Annotated in this window: 20 protein-coding genes; 10 read left to right on the forward strand and 10 right to left on the reverse strand. The window is 61.4% G+C overall.

The genetic code is table 11. The features are described 5' to 3' along the window. Positions 1 to 705, forward strand: a complete 705-nt coding sequence (locus K323_RS23880) for a restriction endonuclease (RefSeq protein ID WP_022883708.1) — start codon at positions 1 to 3, stop codon at positions 703 to 705. Between the two features lie 263 nt (positions 706 to 968). Here the strand turns inward: K323_RS23880 and K323_RS0102490 are convergent, their stop codons facing one another. Continuing rightward, complete coding sequence (locus tag K323_RS0102490) at positions 969 to 1,418, reverse strand: hypothetical protein (RefSeq protein WP_022883709.1); 450 nt, start codon at positions 1,416 to 1,418, stop codon at positions 969 to 971. Between the two features lie 260 nt (positions 1,419 to 1,678). Between K323_RS0102490 and K323_RS30175 the strand changes: the two genes are divergently transcribed. Further along, complete coding sequence (locus K323_RS30175; RefSeq protein ID WP_022883710.1) at positions 1,679 to 1,840, forward strand: hypothetical protein; 162 nt, start codon at positions 1,679 to 1,681, stop codon at positions 1,838 to 1,840. A gap of 98 nt (positions 1,841 to 1,938) precedes the next feature. Then, on the forward strand, positions 1,939 to 2,904 hold the full coding sequence (locus tag K323_RS0102500) for an IS1595 family transposase (protein WP_022883711.1): 966 nt from the start codon (positions 1,939 to 1,941) through the stop codon (positions 2,902 to 2,904). Positions 2,905 to 2,958: 54 nt separating this feature from the next. On the opposite strand, the gene K323_RS0102505 is transcribed toward K323_RS0102500, so the two are convergent. Next, on the reverse strand, positions 2,959 to 3,237 hold the full coding sequence (locus tag K323_RS0102505; RefSeq protein WP_026851137.1) for a hypothetical protein: 279 nt from the start codon (positions 3,235 to 3,237) through the stop codon (positions 2,959 to 2,961). A gap of 48 nt (positions 3,238 to 3,285) precedes the next feature. Here K323_RS0102505 and K323_RS0102510 point away from each other — a divergent pair, with 48 nt between their 5' ends. The 6 genes from K323_RS0102510 to K323_RS0102535 all read left to right on the forward strand — a co-directional run bounded on the left by K323_RS0102510 (position 3,286) and on the right by K323_RS0102535 (position 12,669). Continuing rightward, the gene (locus K323_RS0102510) at positions 3,286 to 3,996 is read left to right on the forward strand and encodes a hypothetical protein (protein ID WP_026851138.1); all 711 of its coding nucleotides are present in this window, start codon (positions 3,286 to 3,288) and stop codon (positions 3,994 to 3,996) included. Between the two features lie 313 nt (positions 3,997 to 4,309). Further along, positions 4,310 to 5,860: a DUF3375 domain-containing protein gene (locus tag K323_RS23885; protein WP_022883713.1), complete on the forward strand. Its 1,551-nt coding sequence runs from the start codon at positions 4,310 to 4,312 to the stop codon at positions 5,858 to 5,860. Next, positions 5,857 to 6,483, forward strand: coding sequence for a DUF4194 domain-containing protein (locus K323_RS0102520; RefSeq protein ID WP_022883714.1), 627 nt, complete (start codon positions 5,857 to 5,859; stop codon positions 6,481 to 6,483). Before K323_RS23885 ends, K323_RS0102520 begins: the two co-directional genes overlap by 4 nt. A gap of 112 nt (positions 6,484 to 6,595) precedes the next feature. Then, positions 6,596 to 10,066: an ATP-binding protein gene (locus K323_RS0102525; RefSeq protein ID WP_281170153.1), complete on the forward strand. Its 3,471-nt coding sequence runs from the start codon at positions 6,596 to 6,598 to the stop codon at positions 10,064 to 10,066. After that, a complete protein-coding gene (locus K323_RS0102530; RefSeq protein WP_084696989.1) occupies positions 10,063 to 11,409 on the forward strand; it encodes a Wadjet anti-phage system protein JetD domain-containing protein in 1,347 nt (448 codons plus the stop codon). Before K323_RS0102525 ends, K323_RS0102530 begins: the two co-directional genes overlap by 4 nt. Before the next feature lie 303 nt (positions 11,410 to 11,712). After that, the gene (locus K323_RS0102535; RefSeq protein ID WP_169515599.1) at positions 11,713 to 12,669 is read left to right on the forward strand and encodes a hypothetical protein; all 957 of its coding nucleotides are present in this window, start codon (positions 11,713 to 11,715) and stop codon (positions 12,667 to 12,669) included. Between the two features lie 588 nt (positions 12,670 to 13,257). On the opposite strand, the gene K323_RS0102540 is transcribed toward K323_RS0102535, so the two are convergent. The 3 genes from K323_RS0102540 to K323_RS0102550 all read right to left on the reverse strand — a co-directional run bounded on the left by K323_RS0102540 (position 13,258) and on the right by K323_RS0102550 (position 14,210). Further along, complete coding sequence (locus K323_RS0102540; RefSeq protein ID WP_157509319.1) at positions 13,258 to 13,578, reverse strand: hypothetical protein; 321 nt, start codon at positions 13,576 to 13,578, stop codon at positions 13,258 to 13,260. A gap of 96 nt (positions 13,579 to 13,674) precedes the next feature. Then, a complete protein-coding gene (locus tag K323_RS0102545) occupies positions 13,675 to 14,001 on the reverse strand; it encodes a hypothetical protein (protein WP_022883719.1) in 327 nt (108 codons plus the stop codon). Beyond that, a complete protein-coding gene (locus K323_RS0102550; protein WP_022883720.1) occupies positions 13,998 to 14,210 on the reverse strand; it encodes a hypothetical protein in 213 nt (70 codons plus the stop codon). The genes K323_RS0102545 and K323_RS0102550 overlap by 4 nt, the downstream gene beginning before the upstream one ends. 47 nt (positions 14,211 to 14,257) lie before the next feature. Here K323_RS0102550 and K323_RS30180 point away from each other — a divergent pair, with 47 nt between their 5' ends. Beyond that, complete coding sequence (locus K323_RS30180; protein WP_157509320.1) at positions 14,258 to 14,611, forward strand: hypothetical protein; 354 nt, start codon at positions 14,258 to 14,260, stop codon at positions 14,609 to 14,611. On the opposite strand, the gene K323_RS28350 is transcribed toward K323_RS30180, so the two are convergent. Genes K323_RS28350 through K323_RS0102575 form a run of 5 tightly spaced genes read right to left on the reverse strand, consistent with a single transcriptional unit; the run spans position 14,561 to position 17,691 of the window. After that, positions 14,561 to 15,139, reverse strand: coding sequence for an alcohol dehydrogenase catalytic domain-containing protein (locus tag K323_RS28350; protein WP_157509321.1), 579 nt, complete (start codon positions 15,137 to 15,139; stop codon positions 14,561 to 14,563). The genes K323_RS30180 and K323_RS28350 overlap by 51 nt on opposite strands. Positions 15,140 to 15,196: 57 nt before the next feature. Further along, positions 15,197 to 15,565, reverse strand: coding sequence for an MmcQ/YjbR family DNA-binding protein (locus K323_RS0102560; RefSeq protein ID WP_022883721.1), 369 nt, complete (start codon positions 15,563 to 15,565; stop codon positions 15,197 to 15,199). 43 nt (positions 15,566 to 15,608) lie between these two features. Then, positions 15,609 to 16,256: a nitroreductase family protein gene (locus tag K323_RS0102565; protein WP_022883722.1), complete on the reverse strand. Its 648-nt coding sequence runs from the start codon at positions 16,254 to 16,256 to the stop codon at positions 15,609 to 15,611. A gap of 57 nt (positions 16,257 to 16,313) precedes the next feature. Continuing rightward, on the reverse strand, positions 16,314 to 17,138 hold the full coding sequence (locus tag K323_RS0102570) for an isocitrate lyase/PEP mutase family protein (protein WP_022883723.1): 825 nt from the start codon (positions 17,136 to 17,138) through the stop codon (positions 16,314 to 16,316). Between the two features lies 1 nt (position 17,139). Beyond that, the gene (locus K323_RS0102575; RefSeq protein WP_022883724.1) at positions 17,140 to 17,691 is read right to left on the reverse strand and encodes a carboxymuconolactone decarboxylase family protein; all 552 of its coding nucleotides are present in this window, start codon (positions 17,689 to 17,691) and stop codon (positions 17,140 to 17,142) included. Between the last annotated feature and the right edge of the window lie 15 nt (positions 17,692 to 17,706).

Raw genomic sequence — 17,706 nt, forward strand, 5'->3', positions numbered from 1 at the left:
TTGACGGCTTGGCGCGAGTATCAAGAACAGGCAGCGACTCTGTTCCGAGAACTCGGGTTTGATGTGCAGACCGATCTGCGTATCTCTGGGGCGCGCGGCAGCCATGACGTCGATGTATTCGTGAGTTTCGAACGTGCTGGACTAGTCGTGAACTGGATCATCGAGTGCAAGCACTGGAAGCGACCCGTTGATAAATCTCATGTGCTGACTTTGAGATCGATCGTGGAGGACGCTGGTGCAGACCGGGGCATCTTGCTCTCCGAGTCTGGAGCGCAGCGTGGCGCCCTGGCGGTTACTCATAAGAGCAACGTGCATGTCACATCTATCATCGATCTCAAGGAGATAGCTTCTGGAGAGATAGTTATGGAACAGGTCAGTGCTCTGCCCGGAAGAGTTGCCGCGGCCCATGCTCGGTACTGGGCTATGTCCAAATCTCATCGCGAAGAATACGGACTTCGCCCGGAAGGGCCCACGTTTGGCTACAGCGGCGCGGTCGTCCTAGCACAGATCAAAGACGTCCTCTTCAGCGTCCTCGCGAACCAGTATCCCCCGACGGGAGATACATTGCCCACCGTCGAAATTCATAGCCCGGCCGAAGCGCTCTCGTGGGTTTACCCGCGGCTGGAGGATCTAGAGCAAAAACTCGGTGTGGCAGAGAAGGCCGTTCCACCTTTCGGACCGGTGATCGACATCGCAATCGCGTAGTCCTTGACAGAGAGTCGTGATTGACCGTTAGTGGTGAAGGTCGGTCGTTCATCGTCTTATCGCCTCAACCGTAGGTTCCGTCAAACTCGGACAGCGGACCTGAGGACAAGACTCTGCCTAGGTCTGTGGTCGAGTGGCCTGGATCGTGGCAGGTTGAGTGGGATTTCGGGCCCACGGCGTGTGGAGCAAGGATCCTCCGGGCATGCCGATACGTGGATGGGGCACCCAGCCTCGCGATGACCTGGCGGAGTCAGAGGCCTCCGTCAGGTCATCGACATGGACACAGCCGTCGCGATCCCAGCGATCATCAGGATGAGCCCAGAAATGGTTATGGCGCGAAAGACCCATGAGTATTTTGCCATTCGCTTCCAACCGTGTGCTGCATCCGCGGCATCGAGCATCAGGAGCGATGGCAACGAAGCTGTCTCGGCAAGCGTCGACTGAAGTTTGCGTAGCGGGAGTTCAGCCAGCTTCACGAGCGTTCTGTTGCGTTCTTCGAGCAAGAAGAACGCAACAGAAGCGATTGCTCCGATCCCGGCGAGAGCCGCCGCGATCCAGTGGCTCTTCAGCCCGAGGAAAGTGCCGTACCCGGCGGTGAGCAGAGCAAAGATGACGAAGTACATGTTCATAGTCCTGATGCGCTGGTCAGCATGCAAGGTGAACCAGTTCCACGCATGATCCATGGCCGCCGCGAACGGATCCGAAGGGGTCATCTTGGTCTCACGGCGACGGTACATTCTCTCAGTATGGGGGTGTGGCAGAGACACAGGCATCATTCCGGATGACGCGGTCAGCTAAAACGCTTGGCAGGTCTTCGCGTCGACCCAGCTGCTTCCATCTGCATGGCTCGCGGCTCACCGATCGCCATTTCAGCATCCTGTCGTAGTCATCGATTCCCCTCGGGTCGCGCCTGCCGCAAAAACTATCCGACCGTCAATGTTCTGGCAATCTACTGCCGCGAAAGCCCCCGGAGATGCAGCCCTACTTGATGCACGGAGCGATCGTCGAGGAGAAGGTTGAAGGTGCGTTCTTGAGCATCGTCCGGCGGCGCGGCGAGGGGTCGATCACGGCTTCAGTGCAGCAGATCCATGCATACATCGTTGCGGGGAAGCGGTATCTCCGCGGGCGAGACTAGTCAGCCGTGCTTCTAGGCGGTGGACCCCATCTCAAGGGCGCGTTCATTTGGTGTTTCGCAGCTCATGCTTATCCGGTTACGTCAGGTAACATGGGCAAATGCCGCGTCCCGACTTTCCGCGCACGATCGTGGAGTTCCAGCAGCGCGTCCCTGATGATCATGCATGTACGGAGTATCTGTTCCAGTCGCGCTGGCCTGAGGGGTTCGTCTGTCCGCGCTGTGGCCGTGGCCAGGCGTGGCCGGTGGCCAAGCGTCGGGTGGTGTGGGAGTGCGCGGCCTGCCACCGGCAGACCTCGGTGACGGCGGGCACGGTGCTGCATAAGACGCACACACCGTTGCACGTGTGGTTCTGGGCGGCGTATCTGATGAGCACGCCGACGCCGGGGGTTTCGGCGCTGCAGTTGCAGCGTCAGCTCGGGCTGAGTCGGTACGAGACGGCGTGGACGATGCTGCACAAGCTGCGTCGGGCGATGGTCAACCCAGAACGTGAGCATCTGACCGAGGAGGTAGAAGTCGATGAGTGTTTCGTGGGCGGCCACGAAGCTGGCCTGCGCGGTGGGCGTGCGAGAGGCGAGAAAGCCCTTGTAGCAGTGGGAGTTGAGGTCCGCGGCGCCGGCAGTGGTCGAGTCCGCATGACCGTCATCGACGACGCGAGCGCCGTCACGCTCACCGCCTTCGTGCGCAAGAACGTCACGGCTGGGGCCATCGTGCACACCGACGGGTGGAACAGCTACCGGTCGCTGAGCACGCTCGGCTACGACCACCACCCGCGCAACCAGAGCGCCGCACGTCGTCGAGGCGAGGATCCGGATGAGATCCTGCCCCGCGTGCACCGGACGATCTCCAACCTCAAAAGCTGGCTGCAAGGCACCCACCGCGGCGTCTCCGGCGAGCACCTGCAGGTCTACCTCGACGAGTACACGTTCCGGTTCGGGCGCCGCCGCACCCCGATGGCCGCCTTCCAGACTCTCCTGGGCTTGCAGTCCCAGCAGCAGCCCACCACCTACCGCCAGATAGTCGCGACCGGTTCGGGCGCGCAATCACGACCTGATCTAACCGGATAAGCATGACGCAGCTATTGATCCACACCTACTCGCGGAAGGCACTCCTGGGGCATATTAGTAGGGAAATGATGGTTCATCGCCCAGGATCGCGGCAGGTACCGTGTTCACGACGGCGAGCCCGACGCGGTGTGCGGCGATAGTCGGACTCGAGATGCGGGCAGAATCAATGGCTCGGTACACCACTCGGTCGCCGTCGATCGTTCCCGCGTATTGACCGGAGGTGTCGAAGACGTACAGGCCTTGGATCGTTCCCAAGTAGGTTCCCGATCCGGAAAACAACCGGTTACCGTCTCGTTGCAATGGACGGCCATTCTTTGTGTAGAGCTGAGGCATGTTGGCATTCTCCATCACGCCTCAGACACTGCGACTGAAGGATTTAGTATGCCGCTCACCGAGGAACAGAAGGCTGAACGAACGCAGAAGCGCCGTATGACCAACGCCCTCAAGGAAGAGGCACGCGCGCATCGGGACGAGGCGAGGCGACAGGAATGGCGCGAGAAGGGGATGTACCTCACCCGCGAGCAGGCGGCGGCGGGTGACCTATGTCGTGGCTGCGGACTACCGGTCATCGACAACCTCGGCAGCTGGCCCGGGACGATGTACCTCACAGACGAACAGCGCGTCATGTACGACGCGGACCAGGAGCGCTACCGCGAGATGCATCCGAACTGTGATGCGCACCGCTGGAGCATGGCCGGCTCACGTGCGACGCATTGTGGCTACTGCTGTCCGCCGATCCCGATCTCGCGCGAGCAGGCCGAGAGTATCCACCGCATCCTTGCCACAGTCTCCGAGCGCCGGGAGGAAGAACTCGAAATCTGGGCTCGAACCCTGACATGTGGGCATCGGGTCGAGCAGCGCGTCCACCACACCAACCGAGAACCGAGCCTTTCGACACAGTGGTGCCCGGAGTGCCAGATCACCCGCGGCGTCGTGACATCGGAGAAGGTTGCCGAGGCTGCCGAACGGATGGCTAAGGCGAACCGCAGGCGCGACGACAAGATTGCGCGTGCGGAGCGTGAACTGAAGAAGGCGGAGAAGGCGGCTGCCGACGCCCGCAAGAAGCTCGCCGACATTCAAGCCAAGCGCTGAGCGGTGGACGTCAGTCGTTCAGGGTCTCGCCTGCCTTTTGCCAGGTGTCGATGCGGGGTGCTGCGCACGCCGCGCCCGCCTGTCTGGCGACGGTGTTGAACGACGGCATCTCTGCGTTGCGGTGGACGCGAGGAGGCTGAAGTAGGCGAGCGCTCTCCGCGGTTGTATCTCAATCGCTACGTGCCACAGTCAAGCGAAACTGTGACACCCCGTCCTTGAGGTCCATTCTTGGGCCGAATTGTCGGTGCCCTATAGCAGACTGGACCTCGAACCTGGGCGCGTCTGATCGCCACCGGATGACGAAGGGGCACCAGTGACCATCCAGCAACGTCACGATGAACTCCTCAATCTGCGCCGCAACCATCCCGCATGGCGGCTGCTGGCCGCAGACAACGCCGGTCTCGTCCTTGGTTTCTGCGATCAGGTGTTCCTCGAACCAAACGTTCGTCAACTTCCCGGACCTATTCTCTTCGAGAAGCTGGATGACCACCTTCATGAACTCCGCAAGCTCGACGGCGACGGGGCCACCACCTACCCGCGCGCTCCCGAGGCTTATCTCGCCGAGTGGGCCGATCCGCAAACAGGGTGGCTGCGCCGGACGTATCCAACCCGCGGGACGGGGAGCGCCCGCGATGCTGCGGACACCGACATCCCGCACTATGAGCCGACCTCCGCTGTCGAAACTGCGTCGGAGTTTCTGCGCAGCCTCGGCCGACGAGAATTTCTCGGCACCGCTAGTCGCCTTCTTACGGTGCGTGATCTGCTCCGTCAGATCGCCGCCGGTGCCGCTACAGACCCTGAAGTTCGACTCGCCGCGCTGCACCGGCAACGTGCGGAGATAGACGCGCAGATTGCTGATATTGACGCTGGTAGTGCGCCGAGTCTGGACCCCACGGCGATCAGGGAACGGTACGCCCAAGCCGTTGGGACTGCCCGTGAGCTACTCACAGACCTCCGTGAAGTTGAAGAGAACTTCCGCATCCTCGATCGCGATGTTCGCCGCCGCGCAACAACCTGGGACGGGCCACGGGGAGAGTTCCTCGCCACTGTCTTTGGTTCCACTTCCGAGATCGGCGCGTCCGATCAGGGCCGATCGTGGAAGGCGTTTTGGGAGCATCTGCTCTCTGCGCGACAGCAAGCGGAACTGCGCGAACTGCTTGCTCTGTTGCCCACGATTGACGCGCTGACGGGAGATGACGTTTTTCGTCCCGGGCAGCTCGACGACCTCCTTCGCATCGACATAATGGTCGCTGCTGATTCCACCCAGTCCACCGTCGCTTCTCTGTCGGCGCAGTTGCGCCGTTTCCTCGATGAGCAGACCTGGAGCGAGGGGCGAAGAATCAACGAGGCCATCCGCACGAGCCTCTCCTTGGCACTTGATCTGCGCGATGACTCCACTCGCCCTGGCCATGCTGTTGTGGAACTTCGTCCTGACATTTCGATGCCGACCGAACGTCCGTTGTACACGTTGCGTGAAGCGGTTGCCATTGATTCCACCACCGACAATATCGAATTGGACTCCGACGATCTCGGCGAGTTGGCCGATCTCCTCGATCTCTCTTGGATCGATATGGAAGCGCTCCGGGCGCACATCTCATCGGTACGCGAGGGCCACGGCGGGACCGCTACGCTGCGGCAAGTGATCAAGGACCATCCTCTCGACGATGGCCTTGCTGAGCTCGTCGGGTACCTGCAGATCGCCGATACTGATGCCCGCGTCATCACAGACCGTGACGAGCTTGTCGACTGGATCGATCAGAGTGGGCGGCACCGTGAGGCTCGAGTCCCGCTTGTCCTGTTTGGCCTCACCGACCGCCCAGCTGACTCGTCAGATGAGATACCTGAAGAGATGAACAGGCCATGACGGAAAACGCCGAAGTTTCCGTCGCGCTTGCCCACCTGCTTGGCGGGGTCTTATACGCGGAAGACCAGCCCGCCGTGTGGGCGACTGTAACCACCAAGACCGCACAGTTGCGTGACCACCTCGCCCCTTTCGGGCTGCGCCTTCTCATCGATGATGTCGAGAGCTACGCCTACCTACGCACCATCGATGAGCTGCCTGAAGGCATGCCGCGCCTGTTTCGTCGTCACAGGCTCACGTTTGGCGCCACCATTCTGTTGATCCTGCTGAGACGACACCTGACTACTGCGGAGTCGGACGCCACAGCATCTCGGATTGTTGTCACCACCGCTGAGATGGTCGAGTGGCTCCAGCTCTACCACCCTGACGGCACGACCACGGAGAGGATCTCCGGCGACATTCTCGGTGTTGAGCGCCTCGGCTACCTGCGCCGTTTGCGTGGGCACGATGACACCTACGAAATCCGCCGCATCGTCAAAGCGATAGTCACGTCCGACTGGATAGCCGCATATGGTAATCGACTCTTAGTACATGCGTCGGGCGGTGACCCGGCCACGAACCCCGACGAGATCCCAGGCCCGGACACTCCGAATCTGACAATCCGGGGGAGCGATGACGACGACTGAGCGGCGCGTTGACGCGTTCAACGAGCAACCCTCCGAAATTCGCGGCCAGGCGAGGCTCAACGCCTCCGCCGCTTCAAACGAAGAGCCTTCGGGCGGGTCCACGGGGCCGACCATGGGGGATGCTGACACCGGGGTCGCCGCGACACAACCGCGCGATGGCATCCGGCTCGAGCAATTTCAGATGCTCAACTGGGGTACGTTCGACCGTTCCGTGCAGCGGCTGAAGATGTTCTCCGGAAGCACCCTCCTCACGGGTCAGATCGGAGCGGGTAAGTCCACCGTCGTCGACGGTCTCACTACGCTCTTCGCTGACACCAGCCGCGTGACCTTCAATCTTGCTGCCGGCGCGGATCGACGAGAACGCAACCTCGCCACCTACGTTCTTGGAACATACGGACGCACGCGTGACGAAGATACGGGAACCAATAAAGCTGAGACCCTGCGAACAGCCAAGACCGCTTACAGCGTCTTGCTGGCACGCTTCACCGGCCTCCCTTCGCGTGCAACAAGCGACACAGTGGCCGCGGACTTGGGCACGCCGACGCAGACGGGTCAGCTGACTGCTGGTGTCGTGTTCTGGTTCCCTGAGAACAGTCTCAACCCGAACAAGCTCTACTTCACCTGCCCCAGCCACCTCGACATTGCCGAAAATCTGATTGGCCATCGAGATCACAGGGCGGTCCGTACCGCACTCCGCGACGCCGGCGCAGAGCTATTCGAAAACAACTACCGCAGCTATCAACGCAGCCTTTGTCGACAGCTCAACTTGTCCTCCAACGCGCTCAAGCTCCTCGTACAAACCATCTCGATGAAACAGGTCGGGAACCTGACTGGGTTCGTCCGTGAACACATGCTCGACGAAACTACTGCTCCCGCGGAGATCGCCAAGATCCTCGACCACTACGCTGATCTGCTTCGCGCACACGAACTCGTGCAGGAAGCCCGACGGCAACTCGAAAAGCTCGAAGCGCTGCGACGCGACGCTGACGCCTACGAGCGCGCCATCACACGCATTGAGTCCTCCCGCGATGCCGAACATGCTGTCCAGCACCGGGCCGAGCAACTACGCGCCACCATGCTAAAAGAAGCACTCGCCCATGTAGAGAGCAATCTGCCTGGTCTGCGTGCCAACCGCGATCAGCTCGCGGAGCAGGTCAGGCAGGCGGCCGCCCGGTTCACACAGAACGAAGTTGCCATTGCCACGAACGGCGGCGCAGTCCTCCGAGAGGCCGAGCGTGAACTTGAGCTGGCTCAAGAGAACCTGCAAAACGTAGCGTCAGCGGCAGCCGACCTGCAGCGGTTAGCCGCCACTCTCGACGTCGCACCCTTGGCAGGAATTGCCGACTATCCTCGCTTCACCTCTGACGTGGACAACGCGACGATCGCGCTCACCGGTGGGGAGTCCGCTATGCGCGACCAGGTGTTCGAGACGGAGAGAGCCTTCCGTGAAGCAGGCTCAGTCCTTAGGCGTGCACATGAGGACTACAAGGCCGCAGGCCTGGCCGCCAGCAACGTTCCTCAAGACCAGCGGCAGATGCGTGATCGCATTTGTGCCGAACTTTCCCTCCCTGCCGCTGATTTGCCGTACGCGGCTGAGCTACTAACGGTGGGTGCCGACGCCCAGGAATGGGAACTGGCTGCTGAGCGGCTTCTCCGGCCCTTTGCCCTGGCGCTGCTTGTCCCACCGCAGCACTACGAGCGCGTCGCCACCTGGGTCGATGCGAATGACTTGCGAGGGCGCCTTGAATACCACCCTGTGCCGGCCGGTGCGCCGGTTCCCGCCTCGGTAGACACGCGCACAATGGCCTCCTGCATTGAGGTGCGACCGGACACTTTCGCGACAGCCTGGCTAACCTCAGAGATCGCACGCCGCTATGACCACGTCCGCGTCGATGCCGCCCCCGACATGCGCGGACACCGCCGTGCAGTCACTAGAGCAGGGCAAACGAAGGATGGATCGCGGCATGTGAAGGACGACCGGCGCCATCTCGTCGGTCGAAGCAACTACGTGCTTGGCTGGGACACGGCAGTCCGTCGCGAGGCAATTGCGACCGCCATACCGGGCCTTGAACAAGCTGTCACTGATGCCAAGAGGGTCGCCGACGCCGCAGCCATTCGGCAGAATCAGCACGGTGAGCGAATCCACGCGGTGCGCCAGATCCGTGAACGGTTCTCTGATCTCACTGCCGTTGACGTCGGTGCAGCACACGATCGAGTAAAGCAGTCCGAGGAGATGGTCACCTCGTTCGCGTCCGACGCCGACCTCGCGCACTTTCTGGAGGTCAAGGCGCGACTTGAAAGCCAGATGAAGGATCTCGACGAGCGCCGGTCACGGGCGGAGAAGGCAGTCGGTGCCGCCGAACAGACCAAAACCGAGCACGTCGCCGCCGTCACCAGCGTCCGAGCCCGCCTTGAACAGCTCTCTCAACCCAGTCTCGATGACAACGCGACCGAGGCGCTCACCGAAGCAATCGCGGAAGTACCTAGCCCCGGTAGCCTCGACCAGATTGGGAGCTGGCAGCGAGAGGTCAGCACTCACCTCAGCAACCGCGCCGAATCGGCGCAGAACACTCGTGAACGCGCCGGTCAGCGCCTTGTAGGCCATATGAAAGATTTCGCGAAGGAGTGGCCTCTCGCAGTCGGTGAGATCATCACGACTGATCCATCCTCGCGCCTCGACTTTCTAAGCATGCGCGATCGACTCGAACTCGACGACCTACCCCGCTACGAAGACAACTTCCGGACTGAACTCGAAACTAACGCCATCCACCATCTGGCACGGTTCAGCGTCGGACTCGAGCAGGAATCTCGCAAGATCGCCGAACGCATCGACGTGATCAACAACGCGCTGCACGACATCAACTATCGACCGGGCACCTACATCAAGCTCGTCGCCGACCCCACAACCGACGCCATGGTTCGTGACTTCCGCAACCAGCTCGAAGCGATCACCGGCGACACAATGCTCGGTGATGACGAAACCTACGCCGAAATCCGATTCCTGCGAGTCAAAGAACTCCTCAACCGTTTCGCAGGACGCGAAGGCTTCACGACCGCCGACCAGTCCTGGACCGCCAAGGTTACTGACGTCCGCAACTGGTTCATTTTCTCCGGCTCCGAACGAGCCCGCCTTGACGACGCTGAGATAGAACACTACGAGGACTCGGGTGGTAAATCCGGTGGGCAAAAAGAGAAGCTCGCCTACACGGTCCTCGCCGCCTCCCTGTCCTACCAATACGGGCTTGCCGGCGGCCAAGCCAACGCATTCAGGTTCGTGATGATCGACGAAGCGTTCGGCCGAGGGTCCGAGGAATCTACCAAGTTCGGACTCGAACTGTTCAGCCGCCTCGGACTGCAACTACTCACCGTCACCCCGCTACAGAAAATCCAGGTGATCGAGAACTACGTGGACGCTCTCGCCTACGTAAGACCCATAGAACCTCGCAGTCAACTGATCAGCATGCCAATCGAGGAATACCGCGCCAAGCGCAGAAGGCATGGCATTCAGACATCAGAGAACGACCCCTACCTTCCCGCTGAAAACGACAGCAACCATCACCGCCCGGACGAGGGGGCGTCATGACATCCACACGACTCGCTCGCAGCACCTCAACCACGGGCCCCCGAGGCTGGTCGACTTCGGCTACCGTCACCTTGGCCGCACGCAAACTATGGGACCGTGGCGCCATTTTGCGCGAACTTAACCTGCCGCCCGAGGAATGGATGTCTTTTCCGCACCGCGTACGCCTTTCAGGGCCGTTCGCAGCTGACCTCGTCGAACACCGTGCCGAAGCCCAAGCCTGGTCACGAGCTCTCAACGACAGCGCTGCAAACGCCGATTGGGATCTGTTGACCAAACGTATCCGCGCTGGCGTCCTCGGGATGCAGACGATTCCCACGGCTGCGATCATCTCCACGCCGACGGTCGCACTCAACCTACTCGGCCGCGCGCAAACCGCTGACGCCAGTACATATCGCGAGCTACTCGCTGCCATTGAAGTACTCGATTACCTCGCGCGAGAAGTTGCACTTCGACGCCCGTTTGACGTCCTCGCGGCTGGTGACGACTGGCCCATCTTGGTGAAGGTCGCTCAGTGGCTTCTCGAGAACCCCCGGCCCGGTATCTACGTGCGCCAGGTACCGGTGCCCGGTCTCCACACGAAGGTCATCGAGCAACATAGACCAATACTGACGAGGCTTCTCGATACTGTGCTGGCCGCAACGGACATCGCGCCCGAACATTCAGATTTCGCCCACCGGTTCGGCTTCATCGACGAAGCACGATCGGTGCGGATTCGAGGAGACCGCGCTGTGCTGGGTCTGCCTCTACAAGGAGCCGAGCCGACGTCGCACCTAGAATCCAATGCTGCGCCGGCCGCCCGACCTGCTCTGGTACATCCGACACTTGGCGTTCTTCTCACCGACGACTCGCTTGGTGACGTCACTTGGCCTGTCACGGCCCTGGCCGCCCTAGACGCGCCCGCAGTCGGAGTGCGTGAACTCGTCATCGTGGAGAACAAGATCTCCTTCCTCACCACGCCTCACCAGCCAGGCCGACTCATCCTGTGGGGCGCAGGCTATGGAGCAGATCAACTCCTCCACGCGCTGGAGTGGCGCGATCGGGTAGCCGTGACCTACTGGGGTGACCTTGACACGCATGGGCTTCACATCCTCGACGCTGTCCGCTCGCACGCGCCTCACGTGCGGAGCGTGCTTATGGATTTGGATACCCTCGAAGCACACAAGCCGTACTGGGGTCGTGAAGGTCGTCAGCGTGCAGGGGCACTGATTCACCTCACCGAAAGCGAGCAACTTCTCTATCAAGCGCTACTCCAGGGTGAGTTGGGTGAATCCTTGCGGCTCGAGCAGGAGTACATCGGCTACGAGCGCGTGGCGTTTGCGCTATCGACATCAAGTAGCCGGTAACGGGACCAGCTCTGAGCTGACTACCGCCGAACGACTAGGCGTAGTCGTTTCTGCATTGCAGAACACCTCTCAATTTAGCCTCCGTACGCAGCGCCGAGGGACTGCTCGGACCGACCCGTCCCGCCGTAGTCGATACGGTGGAGTAGACCTGAGCTTGGCCGAAGGAGGAACATGGCGAAGGACCACTTCATCCCGGCGAGCCTGATCGCGCGGTTCTCCGAAGAGACCGATGGTGAGGTGCGGAGACGAAAGGTCTGGGTCGCGCGGAGCAACGGCAGTCGGGCAAAAGTTCGGGCCGAGTCCGTGGGATACGCGAACGGCCTCTACGACGTTGATCAGGACATGTTCCCCACGCGCGGGCATCGCGCGGTCGACGACGTCTGGGGTTCCTACGAGCCTCAAATCTCCCGTGTACTGGATCGACTGATCGACGGAAGCGTGACCGCCACGGAGTGGGTCGATACTCTGTTGCCGTTCGTTGCGGCTCCCTTCGGACGGGATCGTGGATACAAGGAACGCGTGGCAGGTCGTTTGGTTAGACACGCTTCTGGCGGTTCCCAAATTGCCGATTTCGACATAACCGAATTCATCCTCGATGACACGAACATCGCGCTCAACCGTGTGATGGAGATGGAACGATTCGCCGCACGCGCGCTGGCCAGCATGTGGGAGGTTATCGAAGTTGACGGCGACCTCATTCTCCCTGACTTGGGCTACGGATTCGACCTCATCAACGAGTATCCCGACGTCATGATGATGCTCTACCCGATCGGACGCCGACATTTACTTACCCTGACTCCATGCCCACAGCGCCGTATTCTGAAGAGATCGCCAGACCGCTGGGTCCCGGATATCTCCTACGGCAAAAGCCTCGTCTCATCGGATGACATCAATCGCGTGCTTGCCAGCACTGCGCAAGACTTTGTTGTTGGGTCGAACGCAGCGATCGACGGGATCAGGACCGAGGATTTCGCCATCTTCAACTGGGACGGCATTGATGAAGTGCTCGAACAGTGGCCGTTCAACATCGACACCTTGAGCCTCAGTGGACTCCACAGAGTCGTGCAAGCGATTGTTCATGATGAGTTGAAGACACTCGAAGGCGTGCTACTGAGCAGGCACAAGTCGCTGTCAGATCTTGAACCGAACGGCCTCTTCCTCGCTCCGTCCGGAGGCATCCGCGCCGATCAGGTTCTGGCACTGGACAAGGCCGGGCTGGTTTTGACTGCACATCGCTCCCAGACGAAACCGTCGGGATGATCGGTGCCGAGGGGGACCAGAAGGGGACCAGAATTATGCGATGCATGCATTGCATGACGTGTCCTGCATGATCTGATCCGCACAACTACGCGGTTCTTGGCCCGATTCGGGCGGTTTGGACGCCTGGGGGTCAGGGGGTCGCAGGTTCAAATCCTGTCAGCCCGACAGGCGGGCCGTTCTCGAAACTCTTCGCAGAACTTCCCAAAGGAAATCGCTCCTGATGAGAATCAGGAGCGATTTTTGTTTTGTAGAGCGGTTTCGTCGGTTGTGAGGCTTGGCTTCGTCTTCGGGGCGGTTTCGCGGAGCGTTTTCCTCCTCGTTAACGACTTTCAAGCGCACCGATGTCTTCGGTGCGCCTGGGTTTTGCCCTCTCGGGCGGTGTCGGTGAACCGCTCAGCGGTTAGGTTCGGAGGGGTGGCCCGCCGGTCTCATCGGTCGGTGCACCGGGTTTCACGGCGTCTGGTCGCTTGACGCCGGGCGGATACGTGTCGGTATAGGGATTTCGCCATTCCCGGTCTCGGCGTCGCATGATGGCGGCAGCGGGTTCGCCAAGGGTGTTCTGTTTCGCGTCTTCCTTGATTTTGTCGCTTATGAATGCGCGATTTTGCGCATGTTGAAGTTCGTGAGCAGCATGGTGACGATGATTTGGGCGGCGCCGAATCCACGCACGCGACGTCGGCCAGCTGATTCAATGTCTTCTGTTCCACCGGCTTTGACCTGGGCGTTGAGCGATTCAATCGAGTTGCGGGCGTGAGTGTGGAATTCGTCCCACTCTTTGGTGCCGTAGTCGAAGGCTTGCTTCTGGCGACGAATGTTGGCTTCTTCGAACGACACCGAGTGTTGGCGGCAAATCTTGTCGAGAAAGTCGGGGACGTCCTCCTGGTCGACCGAAGGGCGTTCCTTGTCCACCACTGTCTTCGTTTTCAGGAGTTCGCGAAGCGGGCATGTCACGGTGGGACTTGGTCCGAGCGCGGGGGGCATCGGAGCACGGTCCGTCCGCGCGCGTCAGGCTTCTCTTTCTGATGCAGTTGGAACGCTTTGCGTTCCTTGATGCGAACCCAGTAGGTCTGTCGAGGAGCCCACTCTGCAGGTTTTTGTGGCATTGCGCAGAGGCTCGGGTGCTCCAGGGCAGTACGCGGCGCCTTCAATGTACTTTGCGCCGTGGTCGCCGCCTTGCGCACCAAGTTTGTCAAAGCGGTAGTCGGTCGAGGGGGTGAAACCCTCGTCGAAGGCAGGGTCGTGCAGGCGCTCAACGAGGGAGTTCGCCCAGTACTGCTTGTCCGCGTCACCAACGCCCGGGGCGAGGCCGGTGGCTTTGGCCGCTTTCATCATGAGACGGCTTCCTCGGCAACGCCCACATTGGGCAAGCTGAGAGTCGCAGCGATGGCCGGTGCCGGAAAGCGGGATTGTCCGGGGGCTTCGGAGTCGACACGGACGGCGATGTTCGCCTCCCAACCCCAGGCGTAATTCGCGCGTGCTGCGCTCTTCCCGTTGGGGTCGGTCTGATCGGACTGGCCACGGCGAGAGTCAACTCGTTCCATTGGTCGTTTCTGGTTGGTCGTGGTCGTGGTCGTCAGAACTCGAGGACGTGTTTGATCCCACCGGAGCGGCCTGCCGCGACGAGGTCTGCGACCGCGATCCCATCTCTGATTGGCGTCGTCTGCACGTCGATTCTGATCTCGCCTGTGGGAGCAAGCGCAGCCAGGTCACCAAGAGTGTGTCCGTCGGCCTCCACATACAGATCCGTGGTGGTGATTCCCCCGACGGGGGCGGGGGCATCCGACGTGATGGAGCAGAGGCGGCCGCCGTCGACAAGAAGCCCCTTCGCGTCTTCAGAGGTGCTCGTTGCGGCGATGAGGACGGCATCGAAGCGCAGGTCGGTCTTATCGGCTCAGTCCTTGACGTGGGTATCGATCACTTCGCTGACGCCGAGTGCGCGTAGGTTGTCGGCGTGGGCGGCCCCCGCCCCGGCGACGACGTCAGCGCCGCGGAGGCGCGCCAGCTGGACAGCGAGCGAAGCAGTGGGACCGGAGGCCCCGACGACGAGCAGGCGGGTGTCGGCACCGACCTGGAGCTCATCGAGAGCCTGTCGGGCGGTGAGTCCCGCGACGGGCAGCGCAGCGCCGATCGTCGGCGTTAGGTTCTCGGGCAGCCGTGCGACGTTCGCGGAACTGACCAGAACCTGCTCCGCCCACGTGCCACTTCCACCCGGAAGAGGTACTTCGTGGACGAGCACGAGGTCGCCAATGCGGAATTCGGTCACGCCTGGACCGGTCGCGGCGACGCGGCCGACGGCTTCGACACCCAACGCTGCGGGCGGTACGAGACCGACGTCCCATCCGCCTGTGTGAAGCAGTGCGTCCCACGGGCCGATGCCTGCCGCGACGACGTCCAGGACGAGCTCACCAGGTTCCGGTTCGCGGGTCTGGAAGATCGAGGAGCTCGAGGGCGCCATTTGCGGCGCGAACACCAAGTCCAATCATGGTTTTCTCCTTCTGTGCTGACGAGGTCAGTTGGTGTTTCGGGTTCAGAGGCTCGGGTTCGCCGGCCGCGCAGATTTCGGGAGTTTGGCGACGACGAGCTGGTACGAGTCGGTGACGAGTTTCTTCACCAGGTCCTCGTCGAGGTTTGGCCCGCTTGCTGCCGTGATCCAGTGCTTCTTGTCCGTGTGATAGCCGACCGTGATCTCTTCGTATTGCTCGCGCAGCGCGAGGGCCTCGTCCGGATCGGCTTTCATGATCACGACGGGGTGTCCCGGCATGTCGGTCATGAGCATGAACACCTTGCCGTGCACCTTATAGGTTTCCCAGTTCGGGCTGACACGGTGCTCGAAGGTGACGTCTGGCAGTTCTGTCGCGAAGTCATTCGCGACCTTCTGCAGTTCCCGTGCATCCATTGTTGATCAGTTCCTCTCGATCGGTTCGTTTCGGCCGGACTGCTCAGGCGAAAGTGAACAGCTGGTCGGGTTCGAAGCGGGAGACCGGAGTCTTGTACTGCTTCGCCGCGTCGGGGTAGCCCAGTGCCAGGAGCACGGTGGTGGTGTGTCCCGTCTCGCGGATGTTGAAGGCTTTGTCGACGGTGACGGGGTCGAAGCCTTCGAGTGGCATGGCCTCGACGCCGAGCTCCGCGGCGGCCATCATCGTCAGCCCCATCACCATGTAGGTCTGCTTCTCCATCCAGTGGTAGGTGTCTTTGTAGGTGTAGTTACGCAGATTCACGAAGTCGCGGGTCATGTACTCCCACCGCTCCTGCTTGGCGAGTTCCGGGAACCGGCCGTCAACTCGCTCTTTCGCGAACACCGATTCGAGGTGGTGCTCGGGTACGTCCGCCCGCGTGGTCATGATGATCGTGTGCGAGGCGTTGAGGATCTTCTCCCCGTTATCGGCGAACCGTTCGCCGAGGTTGGCGGCCAGCTTCTCCTTCCCCTCTCGCGTGGACAGAACGTAGAAGTGGTTGGGCTGAATATTCGTCGATGTAGGAGCCGAGCGCAGGAACTTCAACAGCTGCTGAAGAGTTTCTTCCGGGATGGTCTTACTACCGTCGAAGTAGCGGCTGAGGTGCTTGTTCATGAGCTTGTCGAGATCCATGAGTGGTCTTTCTTTTCGTGATGAGAGTGGTCGATGTGGAGTGAAGAAGGAGGGGGATCAATGCATGGTGCGGGCGAGTAGGGTGCCCATCCGTTCGAAGTCCATGCCTGCTGTCGTCGCGGTCGCGAGGTCGCCTTGCACGAGTGCGCCCACTGCCTCTTCGACGGCACGCATGGCGTGGGCGTAGAGCGCTGGTCCGAGGCTGATCCGCTTGACTCCGGCCGCGCGAAGCTCGGCGACGGTCAACACCGCGTCTGCGGGGGAGATGAGGACGTTGACCGGCGTCGGTGCGACCGAGGCGACGATCGCACGGAGCGCGTCGAGGTCGGGCGGGTACGGCGCGTAGACCACGTCGGCCCCGACCTCGGCAAAGGCGGTGAGGCGGCGGATCGTATCGTCGAGATCGGGTCGGCCCTGCAGATAGTTGTCCGTACGACCGGTGACCACAATGCGACCCTTGGCCGCCGCCACCGCAGCACGTACACGGGCGACCGCATCGTCGAAGTCGCGGATGGGCCGGTCGGGATCACCAGATGCGTCTTCAATGCCGATGCCGGTCAGCCCATGCTCGATCGCGGCGTTCACTGTCGTGGCGATGTCTTCGGGTGTATGCGCATAGCCGTCTTCGAAGTCGCCGTTCACGGGCAGATCTGTGAGGCGGGCGAGCAGCCCGGCGTGTGCGAGGTGCTCGTCGCGAGTGACCTGGTGGCGCCCATCCGCCCGGCCCAGCGACGCGGCGAGAGCGAACGATGACGTTCCGATCGCTTCGAAGCCAGCATCGGCGAGGAGCTGCGCCGAGAGGCCGTCCCACGCGTTCGGCATAACGAGACCGCCCTCGCGGGTATGTAGGTCCATGAACCTCTCGTAGATCTCGGAACTCATGTCAGGCCGACTCTCCGTCAACAGCCGAGATTCCGACAGTGGGAATGTCTACGACTGTCTGGTTGACATTGTTGAGGTAATTGGTGAGAAGGAATACCACGGCGACGGTGACGGTCGCGAGGATCTCCGCGTCGCTGTACCCGGCCCCGCGCACGGCGGCGATGTCGGCGTCGTCGACTTGCCCACGGGTCTCGACCACACGCTGCACGAACCGCGCCACGGCTGCGCGACGAGGATCGATCGAGCTTCCTCTGCGCGCCAGCTCGATGTCATCGGACGACATCCCGCCGAGCTCCGACGACACGTATGTGTGCAGTTCCTGGCAGTAGCCGCAGCCGTTGGACTGCGAGACCGCCAGTGCGATCGTGTGCCGTGTCTTCGCGTCGAGAAGACGACCGATGCTCTTCTGCAGGCCCATCACGATCTCCAGAACGGCTGGATTCGCCGCGAGAGTGTCGAACATGCCCGGTGCGAAGCCGAACTGTTTCCGGATTCCGTCCAGGACGCTCTGCGTCCCATCTGAGACGTCTTGAGGAGCAGTCAATCGGGACATGGCAGGTGAACCTCC

The sequence above is a fragment of the Glaciibacter superstes DSM 21135 genome, assembly GCF_000421145.1.
GTDB lineage: Bacteria > Actinomycetota > Actinomycetes > Actinomycetales > Microbacteriaceae > Cryobacterium > Cryobacterium superstes.

What these genes read in the sequence shown, in the direction of transcription:
- K323_RS0102520 (WP_022883714.1), top strand. Translation starts at nt 5,857, where the DNA reads ATGACGGAAAACGCCGAAGTTTCCGTCGCGCTTGCCCACCTGCTTGGC.
- K323_RS0102550 (WP_022883720.1), bottom strand. Translation starts at nt 14,210, where the DNA reads ATGGAACGAGTTGACTCTCGCCGTGGCCAGTCCGATCAGACCGACCCC.
- K323_RS0102575 (WP_022883724.1), bottom strand. Translation starts at nt 17,691, where the DNA reads ATGTCCCGATTGACTGCTCCTCAAGACGTCTCAGATGGGACGCAGAGC.
- K323_RS0102525 (WP_281170153.1), top strand. Translation starts at nt 6,596, where the DNA reads ATGGGGGATGCTGACACCGGGGTCGCCGCGACACAACCGCGCGATGGC.
- K323_RS0102530 (WP_084696989.1), top strand. Translation starts at nt 10,063, where the DNA reads ATGACATCCACACGACTCGCTCGCAGCACCTCAACCACGGGCCCCCGA.
- K323_RS30175 (WP_022883710.1), top strand. Translation starts at nt 1,679, where the DNA reads ATGCAGCCCTACTTGATGCACGGAGCGATCGTCGAGGAGAAGGTTGAA.
- K323_RS0102545 (WP_022883719.1), bottom strand. Translation starts at nt 14,001, where the DNA reads ATGATGAAAGCGGCCAAAGCCACCGGCCTCGCCCCGGGCGTTGGTGAC.
- K323_RS0102570 (WP_022883723.1), bottom strand. Translation starts at nt 17,138, where the DNA reads ATGAGTTCCGAGATCTACGAGAGGTTCATGGACCTACATACCCGCGAG.
- K323_RS0102505 (WP_026851137.1), bottom strand. Translation starts at nt 3,237, where the DNA reads ATGCCTCAGCTCTACACAAAGAATGGCCGTCCATTGCAACGAGACGGT.
- K323_RS0102565 (WP_022883722.1), bottom strand. Translation starts at nt 16,256, where the DNA reads ATGGATCTCGACAAGCTCATGAACAAGCACCTCAGCCGCTACTTCGAC.
- K323_RS0102560 (WP_022883721.1), bottom strand. Translation starts at nt 15,565, where the DNA reads ATGGATGCACGGGAACTGCAGAAGGTCGCGAATGACTTCGCGACAGAA.
- K323_RS0102500 (WP_022883711.1), top strand. Translation starts at nt 1,939, where the DNA reads ATGCCGCGTCCCGACTTTCCGCGCACGATCGTGGAGTTCCAGCAGCGC.
- K323_RS0102510 (WP_026851138.1), top strand. Translation starts at nt 3,286, where the DNA reads ATGCCGCTCACCGAGGAACAGAAGGCTGAACGAACGCAGAAGCGCCGT.
- K323_RS0102490 (WP_022883709.1), bottom strand. Translation starts at nt 1,418, where the DNA reads ATGACCCCTTCGGATCCGTTCGCGGCGGCCATGGATCATGCGTGGAAC.